The organism is Mycobacteroides chelonae CCUG 47445 (assembly GCF_001632805.1).
Taxonomy (GTDB): domain Bacteria; phylum Actinomycetota; class Actinomycetes; order Mycobacteriales; family Mycobacteriaceae; genus Mycobacterium; species Mycobacterium chelonae.
Map to the genome: position 1 here is coordinate 3,906,964 of NZ_CP007220.1, position 13,595 is coordinate 3,920,558.

Genomic DNA, 13,595 nt, shown 5'->3' on the forward strand with positions numbered 1-13,595 from the left:
CTTCTCGGGCACGGGCGCAAGCGTAATGGCCTGAAGGCCCAGACCGCTGGAGAGACGACAATAGGCCGGGACTCGTCGAGTCCCGGCCTATTGATCAGAGATTTACCAGCTGCTCTTGCGGATGCCTGGCAGCTCGCCGGCATGCGCCATCTCCCGCAGGCAGATTCGGCACAGGCCGAACTTGCGGAACACGGCGTGCGGGCGTCCACACCGGTTGCACCGGGTGTATGCACGTACCGCGAACTTCGGCTTCTTGTTGGCCTTATTGACCAGCGCAGTCTTCGCCATTACTTCTTCGCTCCCTGCTCAAGTTCTTTGAAGGGGAAACCGAGTTGCCGCAGCAGCGCCCGCCCCTCGTCGTCGTTGGTCGCCGAGGTGACGACGGTGATGTCCATGCCCCGCGGGCGGTCGATGGAGTCCACGTCGATCTCGTGGAACATCGACTGCTCGGTGAGACCGAAGGTGTAGTTGCCCTTGCCGTCGAACTGCTTGGGCGACAGGCCGCGGAAATCGCGGATACGCGGCAGTGCGATGGACACGAGGCGGTCCAGGAACTCCCACATGCGGTCGCCGCGCAGCGTGACGCGGGCACCGATCGGCATGCCTTCACGCAGCTTGAACTGTGCGATGGACTTGCGCGCCTTGCGGATCTCCGGCTTCTGGCCGGTGATCGCGGCCAGGTCGGTGACGGCGCCGTTGATGAGCTTGGCGTCACGCGCAGCGTCGCCGACACCCATGTTGACGACAACCTTCACGACGCCCGGGATCTGCATCACGTTGGCGTACTTGAACTCGTCGTTCAGCGCGGTCTTGATCTCTTCGCGGTAGCGAGTCTTCAGACGGGGCTGAGCGTTTTCGGTAGTGGTCATCAGATGTCCTTCCCGTTGCGGCGGGAGATGCGGACCTTCTTGCCGGTCTCTTCGTCGATGCGGTAGCCGATACGAGTGGGCTTGCCGTCGGAGTCGATCACCATCACGTTCGACACGTGGATGGCGGCCTCCTGGGTGACAATCCCACCGGACTGCGCGCCACGCTCATTCGCCGACTGTGCGGTGTGCTTCTTGATACGGTTCACGCCCTCGACGAGGACACGGTTGCGCTCCGGGTAGGCCGCGATGACCTTGCCCTTGGCGCCCTTGTCCTTGCCTGCGATGACGAGAACGGTGTCGCCCTTGTGCACCTTCATTTACAGCACCTCCGGGGCGAGCGAAACGATCTTCATGAACTTCTTGTCGCGAAGCTCGCGACCGACGGGCCCGAAGATGCGGGTACCACGCGGGTCATTGTCGGCCTTGATGATGACGGCGGCGTTCTCATCGAACTTGATGTAGCTGCCATCCGGGCGGCGACGCTCTTTGACGGTACGGACTACGACGGCCTTGACGACGTCACCACGCTTGACGGTGCCTCCGGGGATGGCGTCCTTGACGGTCGCCACAATGATGTCCCCGATCCCGGCATAGCGTCGCGACGAGCCACCGAGCACGCGGATGCACAAGATTTCCTTGGCACCGGTGTTGTCGGCGACCTTCAGCCGTGACTCCTGCTGAATCACTGGTCTCTCCTACGTGACCTGGAAGTGGATGTGTGCCGGATTCCGACCCGACACACGCGGTCATGTTGTCTTCAGGGCACGCGCCATCCCCGGGTTTTCACCTGGTGGGAATGCCTACCTGCCCCGGGGCGCAAAGCACCCACAAGACAACCGCCCTAGTGTAGGTGAACCCGCAGGTCGGATACAAATCCGAGCCACTGGACCCGCTCCCCTCACCGAAACCTTGGTTCTGGCGGATTCGTCTCGCACATTCTCGCCACAACCTCGGTCTCGACGTCAGGAAAACGCCGAGCCCTGCTCGCGGTCCAGATAGGTATCGCCCTTGTTCTTCAGTAAGACCAGGTACACCACCAGCGATATCGCGATACACACCGTGACGTAGGCGATGAACAGCGGCACCTGACCGTGCTCCTTGAGCGCCTGATAGATCAGTGGCGCTGTCCCACCGAACACCGAATTCGCCAGCGCGTAGCCCACCCCTACCCCGAGCGCGCGCACATGAGACGGAAAGAGCTCGGATTTCACCAGCGCATTGATCGAGGTGTATCCGGTCAGGATGACGTACGCCCCGGCGACCAACAGAAATGATGCGATCGGCGACCGCGTCTGCGGCAGATAGGTGATGAGGACATACGTGTAGGCCACTCCCCCAAAACCGAACCACAGCAGCAGCGGCTTGCGGCCCACTTTGTCGCTGATGAGTCCGCCGATGGGTTGCAGCAGCATGAGGAAGATCAGCCCCGCCAGATTGATCCAGGTGGCAGTCATGGCCTGGTCCTTGTAGGCGGTCTTGACGATTGCCGGTGCGTTGACGCTGTACGTGTAGAACGCGAGGGTGCCGCCCATGGTGATGAGGAAGCACAGCAGCAGCGGTTTCCAGTACCGGGTGAGCAGCTCGCGCATCGACCCGGAGCTGGTGTCGGCACCGGCCTTGATGGCCGCCAGCTGCTCCTCGCTGAGCGATTCGTCCATGGTGCGCCGCAACCAGTACACGACGATCGCGGCCACACCTCCGACGGCGAAGGCTATGCGCCAACCGAATTCGTGAACCTGATCCTTGTCGAAGACGGTCAGAATGATCAGCAGCGTGAACTGGGCAAGCACATGGCCGCCCACCAATGTCACGTACTGGAACGATGAGAAGAACCCGCGCCGCTCACGGGTGGCCGCCTCGGACATGTAGGTGGCCGAGGTGCCGTACTCGCCTCCCGTCGCGAAGCCCTGGACGAGTCTGCACAGGATCAGCACGATCGGTGCGGCCATTCCGATGCTGGTACGCGAAGGCACCAGGGCGATCACCATGGAGCACGCCGCCATCAGCGAGACGCTGATGGTCAGCGCGGCACGGCGACCGTGCCGGTCGGCGAACCTGCCGAAGAACCACGATCCCAGGGGCCGGGTGATGAAGGTGACCGCGAAGATCGCGTAGACGTAGACCGTCGAGTTCTCGTCGGTCTCATCGAAGAACTGCTTCTCGAAGTACATCGCGAAGACGGTGTAGACGTAGACGTCGTACCACTCGACGAGATTCCCGGAGGATCCTCTGATGGTGTTCCAGATGGCGCGGCGCGTGTCGGCCCGGCCCGATGGAGTTGGCGTGTTGGTGGTCGAAACGGTCATGCAGGCTTACTGACCACCGGACGCCGGACCCGGCGGAGGGCCGTGCCGGGCAGGATCGGGCGCGGTGATGCTGCTGGTCGACGCCACCGCGGCGGGAGCGTCGGCTGCCGGGCCGTCGGTCGACGGCATCATCCACGCCGGCGCCTTGCGCGTCGGCGATGCCGCCACTGGCTTCGGTGTGGACGATGAGGGCTGCGGTGCCGATGTGGTGGGCGATGGCGTCGTGACCGCGGGCGAGGTCGTCGCGCTCAACGGATTGGCACTCTTGGAGGTCGACGCCGGGCCGCTCGTCGAACTGCTGCTCGGAGTCGTGGCGCTACTGCCGGCGGCCACCGCGTTGAGCCGGCCGACGACGAAGTCGGCGGCCCGGTCGGCCGATCCGTCGGACTTGTACTGCATGTGCGGGCCGAGTCCGCCGCCGGCCGGATCACAGATCCCGTCACCGGGGTTGCAGATGTCGATGACCTTGCTACGCAGATCGTCCCGGATCTCCAGGTCCAGATTCATGCCGGCAACCTGCCAATTTTTCGGATTCCCGATCAATACGATTGCGGGGATGCGCTTTTCGAGGTCTGCCGGGAGCGGGTTGTTGAAGGTGAGCCCTGTTCCGTTCTTGCCGAACAGCACATCGACGACGGCTGCGCCCTGAGAGAAACCGCCCAGCACGAACTGAGTGTTCGGGCAGTTTCGCGCGACTTCCTGGACGTGGAAGCTCATGTCGTTGGCGCCATCGCCGGCACGGACCCAATCGAAACTGGCCGGGTAATTGACCGCATAGATGTCGACACTCTTGCCCGGGAGCCGCTCGACGATCTCGTCGGTGACGGCCTTGCCGACATCGCCGAGGCCCGGCGAATCGTTGGTCCCGCGCGCGAAGGACACATCCACATCCGGACAGCCCGCCGCTCTGGCGGTGGGAGAGCTCTCCGTTTGTGCGGTGAGCACCGCGGCGGCTGCCGCGGATACCGCGAACATCGAAACCCCGACCGATCCACGCTTGACGTATCGGTTCATTCGTCCAGCGTAGACAGGTCGGCCCGCACATTTACAGAGGTTGGGGCCATCCGAAATGACTCTTACCGGGCCCTTACTCACACCTGATCCGCGTCCGGAGGGCCCGTGCGCGAATTACCCGCTCAGCGGGCACCGCCGTCACCGGAAACTGAAACACGTTCTACTCTTATGTCGTGGACGTGACATACGAGGGCACCAAGAAGGAACTGGCCACCGATGAGGGTGTGCTGCGCTACCACGAGGCCGGGGAGGGCGAGCCGCTGATCCTGCTGCACGGCTCCGGGCCCGGCGTAACCGGATGGCGTAATTACCGCGGGAACCTCGAGGTTTTCGCGAAGCATTTCCACACCTATGTCTTGGAGTTCCCCGGGTTCGGCGTCAGCGACGCCGTGCAGGGGCACCCGGTCTTGACGGCCGGCTCCTCGGTGATCCGGTTCATGGACGGCCTCGGCATCGAATCCGCCGCCATTGTCGGGAACTCCATGGGTGGAGTCGTCGGCATCAATCTGGCGATCAAGCACCCCGATCGCATCACCAAACTCGTCACCATCGGCGGCGTGGGCCCGAACATCTTCAGCCCGAGCCCCAGTGAGGGCCTGCGCCTGCTGCAGGAGTTCACCGATAACCCCGATCGCGACAAGTTGGTCCGCTGGCTCAATTCGATGGTGTGGAATCCCGCCGTGGTCACCGAGGAACTCATCGAGGAGCGTTGGGAAGCGGCGATCAACCCGGACGCGCATAAAACCGCGCAGCTGATGTACGGCTCCAAAGCCTTTGCGATGCAACAGCAGTTCCTCGCGAACGCCGACATCGCACCGTACTGGGCGATGATGCACAAGATCAAGTGCCCGACACTGCTCACCTGGGGCCGCGACGACAGGGTCAGCCCGCCGGACATGGCGATCGTGCCGATGCGGCTCATCCCCAACGCCGAGTTGCACATCTTCCCCAACAGCGGCCACTGGGTGATGATCGAAGCCAAGCAGGCCTTCGAGCAGACGGTCGTGGACTTCCTGCGGCGCTAGTCGTCGAACGCATACCGCACGCAGACACATCGCCGGATTCACCTGCGTGCGGTATGCACTCGGCGCAGGCTCCCCAACGCAAAAGCGCGCCGCCCCTTTCGGGAACGGCGCGCTTTGTGCGTATCTGACTACTTGGCCTTCTCGAGCACCTCGACGAGGCGCCACCGCTTGGTGGCCGACGTCGGACGGGTCTCCATCAGCGAGACGCGGTCGCCGACACCGGCGTCACCGTTCTCGTCGTGGGCCTTGACCTTCGACGTGGTGCGAATGATCTTGCCGTACAGCGAGTGCCGGTTGCGGGACTCGAGCTCGACCACGATGGTCTTCTGCATCTTGTCCGACACGACATAGCCGATGGCGGTCTTACGACGGCCGCGCGGCTGCTCGGTGGCCGGGGTGTGCTTGGGGCCTGCGGCCTTCTTGGTGTCGCTCACTTGCTGTCCTCGCTATCGGGTCCTGCGGCCAATCCGAGCTCGCGCTCACGCATCACCGTGTAGATGCGCGCGATCTCCCCGCGCACCGCACGCAGCCGACGGTTGTTGGCGAGCTGGCCGGTGGCCATCTGGAAGCGCAGGTTGAACAGCTCTTCCTTCGACTCACGCAGCTTGGTGATCAGCTCTTCCTCGGTGCTTTCCCGCAGTTCGCCAGCGGAAATTCCCACTGCCATCAGAACTGCTCCTCTCGTGTGATGATGCGCGCCTTGATCGGCAGCTTGTGGATCGCGCGCGTCAACGCTTCGCGCGCGGTCTCCTCGTTCGGGTAGCTCAACTCGAACAGAACGCGACCGGGCTTGACGTTCGCAACCCACCACTCCGGCGAACCCTTACCGGAACCCATGCGGGTTTCGGCGGGCTTCTTGGTCAGCGGACGGTCGGGGAAGATGTTGATCCACACCTTGCCGCCACGCTTGATGTGCCGGTTGATGGCGATACGAGCGGACTCGATCTGCCGGTTCGTGATGTATGCATGGCCCAGCGCCTGAATGCCGTAGTCACCGAAGGCGACAGTGGTACCGCCCGAGGCGGTGCCCTTCTTCTTCGGGTGATGCTGCTTGCGGTGCTTGACCTTACGGGGAATCAGCATGTTTAGCTCTCCGTGGTTTCTGCGGACGGAGCGCTAGCTCCGTCCGAGGCAGGGGTCTCTGCGGCGGCACGGCCGGCCTCGGTGCTCGTCGCGGTGGTACCCGAAGCGCCACTACGACGCGGACGGGCACCGGCCGGACGCTCACGGCGGGGACGGTCACCGGCAGGCGCGGCCACCGAGGCGGCGAGCTCGCGCTTGCCACCGACGATGTCGCCCTTGTAGATCCAGACCTTCACACCGATGCGGCCGAAGGTGGTCTTGGCTTCGTACAGGCCGTAGTCGATATCGGCGCGCAGCGTGTGTAGCGGCACCCGACCTTCGCGGTAGAACTCCGAGCGGCTCATCTCAGCACCGCCGAGGCGGCCGGAGCACTGCACCCGGATGCCCTTGACGTTCGGCTGACGCATGGCCGACTGGATGGCCTTGCGCATCGCGCGGCGGAATGCCACACGATTCGAAAGCTGCTCGGCGACACCCTGGGCAACCAGCTGAGCCTCGGCCTCGGGGTTCTTCACCTCGAGGATGTTCAGCTGCACCTGCTTCTTGGTCAGCTTCTCCAGGTCGGCGCGGATGCGGTCGGCCTCGGTGCCACGACGGCCGATGACGATGCCGGGACGTGCGGTGTGGATGTCAACGCGAACCCGGTCACGGGTGCGCTCGATCTCCACCTTGGCAATGCCGGCGCGCTCCAGGCCAGTGGCCAGGAGGCGGCGGATCGCCACGTCTTCCTTCACGTAGTCCGCGTACTGCTTGTCGGCGTACCAGCGGGACTTCCAGTCGGTGGTGATACCGAGCCGGAAACCGTGCGGATTGATCTTCTGGCCCACTAGCGCGAGCCTCCCTTCGCCTCAGCGGTGGTCTTGTTGGCGGCAGCCTTCGAGCCCTCGGCCCGGCGGGCGCGAGCGGCGGCCTGTGAGGTTCCGCCCTTACCACCCTTCTCGGACTTGGGACGGCTCTCCACCACCACGGTGATGTGGCTGGTGCGCTTGCGGATCCGGAATGCACGACCCTGCGCGCGGGGACGGATGCGCTTAGCGGTCGGGCCTTCGTCGGCGAAGATCTCCGTCACCACAAGGGTGGAGGGATCCAGTCCGTCGTTGTTCTGCGCGTTGGCAGCAGCGCTCGCGATGACCTTGGAAACCGGCTCGCTGGCTGCCTGCGGTGCCCACCGCAGGATGTCGATGGCGTCGGTTACCGACTTGCCGCGCACCAGGTCGATGACCCGGCGTGCCTTGGTCGGCGAGACCCGCACGAACCGTGCAACGGCCTTGGCCGATGGGTATTCAGTCGTTGTAGTCATTAGCGCCGCTTGCTCTTTCGGTCGTCCTTGATGTGACCCTTGAAGGTCCGCGTCGGGGCGAACTCACCCAGCTTGTGACCGACCATTGCTTCGGTGACGAAGACGGGGACGTGCTTGCGCCCGTCGTGCACCGCGAAGGTGTGGCCGATGAAGTCGGGGATGATGGTCGACCGACGCGACCAGGTCTTGATGACCTGCTTGGTGTTCTTCTCGTTCTGTACGTCGACCTTCTTGAGCAGATGGTCGTCGATGAACGGGCCCTTCTTGAGGCTGCGTGGCATCGCTTACTCCTAGCGCTTCTTGCCGGTGCGCCGGCGACGGACGATGAGCTTGTCGCTCGCCTTGTTGGGCTTGCGGGTGCGGCCTTCGGGCTTGCCCCACGGGCTCACCGGGTGACGACCACCGGAGGTCTTACCTTCACCACCACCGTGCGGGTGGTCGACCGGGTTCATCACGACACCACGGACGGTGGGGCGCTTGCCCTTCCACCGCATACGGCCGGCCTTACCCCAGTTGATGTTGGCCTGCTCGGCGTTGCCGACCTCGCCGACGGTGGCGCGGCAGCGCACGTCGACACGGCGGATCTCACCGCTGGGCATACGCAGGGATGCGTAAGCGCCTTCCTTACCCAGCAGCTGGATACCGGCACCGGCAGAGCGGGCCATCTTGGCTCCACCACCGGGACGCAGCTCGACGGCGTGCACGGTGGTACCCGTCGGGATGTTGCGCAGCGGCAGGTTGTTACCCGGCTTGATGTCGGCGTTGGCGCCCGACTCCACCACGTCACCCTGCGACAGCCCGACCGGCGCGATGATGTAACGCTTCTCGCCGTCCAGAAAGTGCAGCAGCGCGATACGCGCGGTGCGGTTGGGGTCGTACTCGATGTGCGCGACCTTGGCGTTGACGCCGTCCTTGTCGTGGCGACGGAAATCAATCAACCGGTAGGCACGCTTGTGGCCACCACCCTTGTGACGAGTGGTGATGCGGCCGTGGGCGTTACGGCCACCGGTGCCGTGCAGCGGGCGAACCAGCGACTTCTCGGGAGTCGAGCGAGTGATCTCCGAGAAATCGGCGACGCTCGAGCCGCGGCGACCGGGGGTCGTCGGCTTGTACTTGCGAATAGCCATGTCTTCTCTAGTCCTCTACTCCCCGACTACGCGGGGGCTCCAAACAGGTCGATCGGCTTGCTACCCGGTGCCAGGGTGACGATGGCGCGCTTGGTGCTCTTGCGCTGTCCGAAACCGGTGCGGGTGCGCTTGCGCTTGCCCTGCCGGTTGGCGGTGTTCACCGAGGAGACCTTGACGCTGAAGATCTGCTCGATGGCGATCTTGATCTGCGTCTTGTTCGAGTCCGGGTGGACGATGAAGGTGTACACGTTGTCTTCGATCAACGAGTACGACTTCTCCGAGATCACCGGGGCCAGGATGATGTCGCGGGGGTCAGCGATGGTTGCCATCAGGCCGACACCTCCTCTTTCTTCTTGGCGTTGATGAAGCCGTTGAGGGCCTCGACGCTGAACACCACGTCATCGGCCTTCAGCACGTCATAGGTATTGAGCTGGTCGTAGGCCAGCACATGCACGTTCGGCAGGTTCCGGACGCTCTTGACCGAAGTCAGATCGTCGCGGCCCAGCACCACCAGTACCTGCTTGCGGTCGCTGATCTCGGCCAGGAACGACTTGGCGCTCTTGGTCGAGGGCTCTTGTCCGGCAACCAGTTCGGTGATCGCGTGGATCCGGCCGTTGCGAGCCCGGTCAGACAGCGCACCGCGCAGGGCGGCAGCGATCATCTTCTTGGGCGTGCGCTGGCTGTAGTCACGCGGCTGCGGGCCGTGGACGATGCCACCACCGGTGAACTGCGGGGCGCGGGTCGAACCCTGACGGGCACGGCCGGTTCCCTTCTGGCGGTAAGGCTTCTTGCCACCACCGGACACCAGGCCACGCGTCTTGGTGGAGTGGGTGCCCTGACGGCCTGCGGCCAGCTGAGCGGTCACCACCTGGTGCAGCAGCGCGATATTGGCTGGGGCGTCGAACAATTCGGCCGGCAGCTCGATGGAGCCGTCCGTCTTGCCACCCGGAGCCTTGACTGCGATCTTCAAAAAATCCTCAGACACTACTTCTCACCTCGCTTGACAGCGGTGCGGACCACAACCAGGCCACCCTTACGTCCGGGGATGGCACCCTTGATCAGCAGTACGCCGTTCTCAGCATCAACCTTGTGCACCACCAGGTTCTGCGTGGTGACGCGATCGCTACCCATACGTCCGGACATCCGCGTGCCCTTGAAGACACGACCCGGGGTGGCGCAGCCACCGATCGAGCCGGGACGACGGTGCACGGCCTGTGCACCGTGGCTTGCGCCCTGACCACTGAAGCCGTGACGCTTCATGGTTCCGGCGAAGCCCTTGCCCTTCGAGGTTCCGGTGACGTCCACGTACGCGCCGTCACTGAAGATCTCGGCGGTCAGCTCCTGACCGACCTCGTACTCGGCGGCAGCGGCCTCGTCGTCCAGACGCAGCTCGGCCAGATGGCGACGGGGGTTGATACCCGCGGCAGCGAACTGACCGGTGACCGGCTTGGTCACCTTGCGCGGGCTGATCTCACCGAAAGCCAGCTGAACGGCGCTATAGCCGTCCTGCTCGGGGGTGCGGATGCGGGTCACCACATTGGGTCCGGCCTTGACGACGGTCACCGGGACAACCCGGTTGTTGTCGTCGAACACCTGTGTCATACCCAGCTTGGTGCCCAGAATTCCTTTTCTTGCCATGGTTTCTGGTTCTCCTACTGGATGTTCACGTCGACGCTGGCCGGCAGGTCGATGCGCATGAGCGCGTCAACCGTCTTCGGCGTCGGGTCGAGGATGTCGATGAGCCGCTTGTGGGTGCGCATCTCGAAGTGCTCGCGCGAATCCTTGTACTTGTGCGGCGACCGGATAACGCAATACACGTTCTTCTCGGTTGGCAGCGGCACAGGTCCAACGACACTCGCGCCGGTACGGGTCACCGTCTCAACAATCTTGCGCGCAGAGGCATCAATAGCCTCATGGTCGTAGGCCTTGAGCCTGATGCGGATCTTCTGTCCCGCCACGCTTCCTACCTCTACTATCACTGGTCCGGAGCGCGCCGAAGCGCACCACCCGATACCGCCGCTGTTTACCTGTCGTAGTTCACCGACCCCCGCGGTCGGGCGTGTCGCCCTCGCGCACAGTCGTCCACGTCGAAAATTCTCGTCGCTTGGACTGGGCCGACGCGCCCGTAAGGGCGCTTGTGGTTCGCCGTCCCCGTTCGCAGCGCACCATGGGCGACCCAAGGCACTGCAACCGGTTCACGGCAACCCGAACAGTATGCCTTATCCCGCGGCTGCGGCCAAATCCCTGGCGCACCCACCCGGCAGCGGCAACTGCGAGCCCCTGACCTGCGAATCCGGGGACGTCTGGAACGCTGGTACAAGATCCGTTGAGGAGGTCGCGACGTGCGCTGGTCAGATGCCGACGGAGGGCGTTCATTTCTGCGGGCACTGCCCGTCCTCTCCGGCAGTGCACCACCGTTCAATATCGACGACGCCCCTGATGAACCGCTCCCCTTGTTCGCCGAATGGATCGAGCAAGCGGTGCAGGCAGGCGTTCCCGAGCCGCACGCGATGACGATCTCGACGGTCGATGCGCAGGGTGCACCGCGCGCCCGGGTGCTGATCGTGAAGGCCATCGACGAGAACGGCTGGCATTTCGCGGCGAGCTCGGTGAGCCAGAAGGGCCGCGATCTGTCGTCGCATCCTGTCGCCGCGCTGACCTTCCACTGGCCCGCGGTGGTGCGGCAGGTTCGAGTAGTGGGCACGGTTGTCGACGACGGTGCGCAGGCGAGCGCTGCCGACTTCCTGGGTAGGCCCATCGGATCCCGGGCAATGGCATTGACGCTGCGACAGAGCCAGCCGCTGGCGGACACCGCGGAAATCGACGCCGAGCTTGAAAAGGCCCACCGAAAGTTGGCGGACGACCCGGAGCTGGTGCCGGTCGAGTGGGTGTCTTACTCGGTACGGCCCACGCAGGTGGAGTTCTGGCAGGGCTCCCCCGATCGGAAGCACCTGCGGCTGAGTTACCAATGCACTGACGACGGATGGGAGCGCACACGGCTCTGGCCGTGAATCGAGTAGGAATCGGCAGCCGAGTTCGCAGTCATCTTACTTTCAAGTAAGGTACGTGCTGTGAGTGCATCTCCGACCTATAAGGCCTGGCAGCGTCTGCAGAACAAGCCCGGCGGCTCCGCCCTGTTCTCCGCTGCCATGATGGCCCGTGTCCCCTACTTCGCCTCCGTGGTGCCGCATGTGCACCGGATGGAGCCCGGCTACTGCGAGGTGACCGCTCCCAAGTGGTACTTCGTCTACAACCATCTCAAGACATTCCACGCGATCGCCGCATGCAACCTGGCCGAGGTCGCGATGGGCATGTTGATGGAGGCAACCACCCCGTCCTCGCATCGGTGGATTCCCAAGGCGATGAATGTGCAGTACCTCGGTAAGGCCACCACCTCGCTGCGGGCGATCGCCAAGCTGGAGGGCCTGGACTTCGCCTCGATTACCGAAGGCACCGATGTGGTGGTGCCGATCAGCATCACCGATCGTGATGGCAAGGAAGTGGTGAAGGCAGAGATCACCACCTGGGTGACCCCCGCCTAAACACCTTCGGCGGCCAAATTTTTGCCGTTATAGACAAATCTATGGTGTGCCGCGCGCACACTCCGGCTATGGCCACCGCACTGTCTGAAATCGAGGAAGCCGGCCGAGTATTGGCCGATCCGACCGCCTATGCCGACGAGCCCCGCCTGCACGACGCGCTGACCCTGTTACGGCGTGAACAACCCGTGGCGAGAGTCGTCACCGACAACTATCGACCGTTCTGGGCGGTCACCAAGCACGACGACATCATGGACGTCGAGCGCGATAACACGCTCTGGATCAACGAACCGCGTCCGCTGCTGATGAACCTCGAGCAAGAGGCCGAGCTGGACAAGCAGGCAGCCATGGGGATCGAGCTCAAGACCCTGGTCCATATCGACGATCCCAAGCATCGTGTGCTGCGCGCCATCGGAGCCGACTGGTTCCGGCCGAAGGCCATGCGGGACATGAAACTCCGCACCGATGAACTCGCCGCCCGATACGTGAACAAACTGCTGGAGGCCGGCGGTACCTGCGATTTCGCACAGGATGTCGCGGTGCACTTCCCGCTGTACGTCATCATGTCGCTGCTCGGCATTCCCGAATCGGACTTCGACCGGATGCTCAAACTCACCCAGGAACTCTTCGGTGGTGACGACACCGAATTCCAGCGCGGCGCCACTCCGGAGGAGCAGCTGCTGGCCCTGCTGGATTTTTTCGGATACTTCAGCGGTCTGACCGCATCTCGCCGCGAGAACCCCACCGATGACCTGGCATCGACGATCGCCAACGCGAAGGTGGACGGTGAGCTGCTCAGCGACGTCGACACCGCCTCGTACTACACGATCATCGCCACCGCCGGGCACGACACCACCAGCGCCACCATCGCCGGTGGGCTCGAAGCACTGCTGCAGCATCCGGACCAGTTGGCACGGCTGCGCGAGAATCCCGATCTCATGCCGTTGGCGGTCGACGAGATGATCCGATGGGTGACACCGGTCAAGGAGTTCATGCGCACCGCGACGGCCGATACCGAGATTCGTGGTGTCTCCATCGCCGAGGGTGATTCGGTGCTGCTCTCTTACCCCTCGGGTAACCGCGACGAAGACACCTTCGGTAATCCGTTCACCTTCGATGTGGGTCGAGATCCGAACAAACACTTGGCGTTCGGATTCGGTGTGCACTTCTGCCTGGGTGCCGCGCTGGCGCGGATGGAGGTCAACAGTTTCTTCTCGGCACTACTGCCCCGGCTGGAATCCATCGAGATCGACGGAGATGTCGAGCGGATGTCGACCATATTCGTCGGGGGCATCAAGCACTTGCCCATCCGCTACAGCTTGCGGTGACGGC

The 13,595-nt window shown here is 63.7% G+C and carries 21 protein-coding genes; 4 read left to right on the forward strand and 17 right to left on the reverse strand.

Going from position 1 to position 13,595, the window contains the following annotated elements; all coding sequences use genetic code 11:
- Window positions 1-102: 102 nt before the first annotated feature.
- The 6 genes from BB28_RS19095 to BB28_RS19120 all read right to left on the reverse strand — a co-directional run bounded on the left by BB28_RS19095 (window position 103) and on the right by BB28_RS19120 (window position 4,189).
- Window positions 103-288 carry a type Z 30S ribosomal protein S14 gene (locus tag BB28_RS19095; protein ID WP_043076460.1) on the reverse strand — a complete coding sequence of 62 codons (186 nt, stop codon included), beginning with the start codon at window positions 286-288 and terminating at the stop codon, window positions 103-105.
- Window positions 288-869: a 50S ribosomal protein L5 gene (rplE, locus tag BB28_RS19100; RefSeq protein ID WP_046254654.1), complete on the reverse strand. Its 582-nt coding sequence runs from the start codon at window positions 867-869 to the stop codon at window positions 288-290. Before rplE ends, BB28_RS19095 begins: the two co-directional genes overlap by 1 nt.
- Window positions 869-1,186: a 50S ribosomal protein L24 gene (gene rplX, locus BB28_RS19105; protein ID WP_030096705.1), complete on the reverse strand. Its 318-nt coding sequence runs from the start codon at window positions 1,184-1,186 to the stop codon at window positions 869-871. Before rplX ends, rplE begins: the two co-directional genes overlap by 1 nt.
- Window positions 1,187-1,555 (reverse strand): 50S ribosomal protein L14, encoded by a 369-nt coding sequence (gene rplN, locus BB28_RS19110; RefSeq protein WP_005055680.1) that lies wholly within the window; start codon window positions 1,553-1,555, stop codon window positions 1,187-1,189.
- Window positions 1,556-1,831: 276 nt separating this feature from the next.
- On the reverse strand, window positions 1,832-3,175 hold the full coding sequence (locus BB28_RS19115; protein WP_046254655.1) for an MFS transporter: 1,344 nt from the start codon (window positions 3,173-3,175) through the stop codon (window positions 1,832-1,834).
- A gap of 6 nt (window positions 3,176-3,181) precedes the next feature.
- Window positions 3,182-4,189 carry a cutinase family protein gene (locus tag BB28_RS19120; RefSeq protein ID WP_046254656.1) on the reverse strand — a complete coding sequence of 336 codons (1,008 nt, stop codon included), beginning with the start codon at window positions 4,187-4,189 and terminating at the stop codon, window positions 3,182-3,184.
- A gap of 173 nt (window positions 4,190-4,362) precedes the next feature.
- On the opposite strand from BB28_RS19120, the gene BB28_RS19125 reads away from it, so the two are divergent.
- Entirely contained in the window at window positions 4,363-5,214 is an 852-nt protein-coding gene (locus BB28_RS19125; RefSeq protein WP_046254657.1) for an alpha/beta fold hydrolase, read from the forward strand.
- A 128-nt stretch (window positions 5,215-5,342) separates the two neighbouring features.
- Here the strand turns inward: BB28_RS19125 and rpsQ are convergent, their stop codons facing one another.
- From rpsQ to rpsJ, 11 genes are read right to left on the reverse strand one after another with little or no spacing between them, the layout of a single operon-like run.
- The gene (rpsQ, locus tag BB28_RS19130) at window positions 5,343-5,648 is read right to left on the reverse strand and encodes a 30S ribosomal protein S17 (protein WP_005077598.1); all 306 of its coding nucleotides are present in this window, start codon (window positions 5,646-5,648) and stop codon (window positions 5,343-5,345) included.
- A complete protein-coding gene (gene rpmC, locus BB28_RS19135; RefSeq protein ID WP_046254658.1) occupies window positions 5,645-5,881 on the reverse strand; it encodes a 50S ribosomal protein L29 in 237 nt (78 codons plus the stop codon). Before rpmC ends, rpsQ begins: the two co-directional genes overlap by 4 nt.
- Window positions 5,881-6,297, reverse strand: coding sequence for a 50S ribosomal protein L16 (rplP, locus tag BB28_RS19140; protein WP_030096699.1), 417 nt, complete (start codon window positions 6,295-6,297; stop codon window positions 5,881-5,883). Before rplP ends, rpmC begins: the two co-directional genes overlap by 1 nt.
- A 2-nt stretch (window positions 6,298-6,299) precedes the next feature.
- Window positions 6,300-7,124, reverse strand: coding sequence for a 30S ribosomal protein S3 (gene rpsC, locus BB28_RS19145; RefSeq protein WP_046254659.1), 825 nt, complete (start codon window positions 7,122-7,124; stop codon window positions 6,300-6,302).
- Window positions 7,124-7,597, reverse strand: coding sequence for a 50S ribosomal protein L22 (gene rplV, locus BB28_RS19150; protein ID WP_030096697.1), 474 nt, complete (start codon window positions 7,595-7,597; stop codon window positions 7,124-7,126). The genes rpsC and rplV overlap by 1 nt, the downstream gene beginning before the upstream one ends.
- The gene (gene rpsS / locus BB28_RS19155) at window positions 7,597-7,878 is read right to left on the reverse strand and encodes a 30S ribosomal protein S19 (RefSeq protein WP_030096696.1); all 282 of its coding nucleotides are present in this window, start codon (window positions 7,876-7,878) and stop codon (window positions 7,597-7,599) included. Before rpsS ends, rplV begins: the two co-directional genes overlap by 1 nt.
- Before the next feature lie 9 nt (window positions 7,879-7,887).
- Window positions 7,888-8,724 (reverse strand): 50S ribosomal protein L2, encoded by an 837-nt coding sequence (rplB, locus tag BB28_RS19160; protein ID WP_030096695.1) that lies wholly within the window; start codon window positions 8,722-8,724, stop codon window positions 7,888-7,890.
- A gap of 26 nt (window positions 8,725-8,750) precedes the next feature.
- A complete protein-coding gene (gene rplW / locus BB28_RS19165) occupies window positions 8,751-9,053 on the reverse strand; it encodes a 50S ribosomal protein L23 (RefSeq protein ID WP_005055645.1) in 303 nt (100 codons plus the stop codon).
- Window positions 9,053-9,694, reverse strand: coding sequence for a 50S ribosomal protein L4 (gene rplD, locus BB28_RS19170; protein ID WP_030096694.1), 642 nt, complete (start codon window positions 9,692-9,694; stop codon window positions 9,053-9,055). The genes rplW and rplD overlap by 1 nt, the downstream gene beginning before the upstream one ends.
- A 14-nt stretch (window positions 9,695-9,708) precedes the next feature.
- The gene (rplC, locus tag BB28_RS19175) at window positions 9,709-10,362 is read right to left on the reverse strand and encodes a 50S ribosomal protein L3 (RefSeq protein ID WP_030096693.1); all 654 of its coding nucleotides are present in this window, start codon (window positions 10,360-10,362) and stop codon (window positions 9,709-9,711) included.
- Between the two features lie 14 nt (window positions 10,363-10,376).
- A complete protein-coding gene (gene rpsJ / locus BB28_RS19180) occupies window positions 10,377-10,682 on the reverse strand; it encodes a 30S ribosomal protein S10 (protein ID WP_003883485.1) in 306 nt (101 codons plus the stop codon).
- Between the two features lie 384 nt (window positions 10,683-11,066).
- Here rpsJ and BB28_RS19185 point away from each other — a divergent pair, with 384 nt between their 5' ends.
- The 3 genes from BB28_RS19185 to BB28_RS19195 all read left to right on the forward strand — a co-directional run bounded on the left by BB28_RS19185 (window position 11,067) and on the right by BB28_RS19195 (window position 13,591).
- Window positions 11,067-11,735: a pyridoxine/pyridoxamine 5'-phosphate oxidase gene (locus BB28_RS19185; RefSeq protein ID WP_046254660.1), complete on the forward strand. Its 669-nt coding sequence runs from the start codon at window positions 11,067-11,069 to the stop codon at window positions 11,733-11,735.
- Between the two features lie 60 nt (window positions 11,736-11,795).
- Window positions 11,796-12,266, forward strand: a complete 471-nt coding sequence (locus tag BB28_RS19190) for a hotdog fold domain-containing protein (RefSeq protein ID WP_046254661.1) — start codon at window positions 11,796-11,798, stop codon at window positions 12,264-12,266.
- A gap of 68 nt (window positions 12,267-12,334) precedes the next feature.
- On the forward strand, window positions 12,335-13,591 hold the full coding sequence (locus tag BB28_RS19195) for a cytochrome P450 (protein ID WP_046254662.1): 1,257 nt from the start codon (window positions 12,335-12,337) through the stop codon (window positions 13,589-13,591).
- Window positions 13,592-13,595 lie beyond the last annotated feature (4 nt).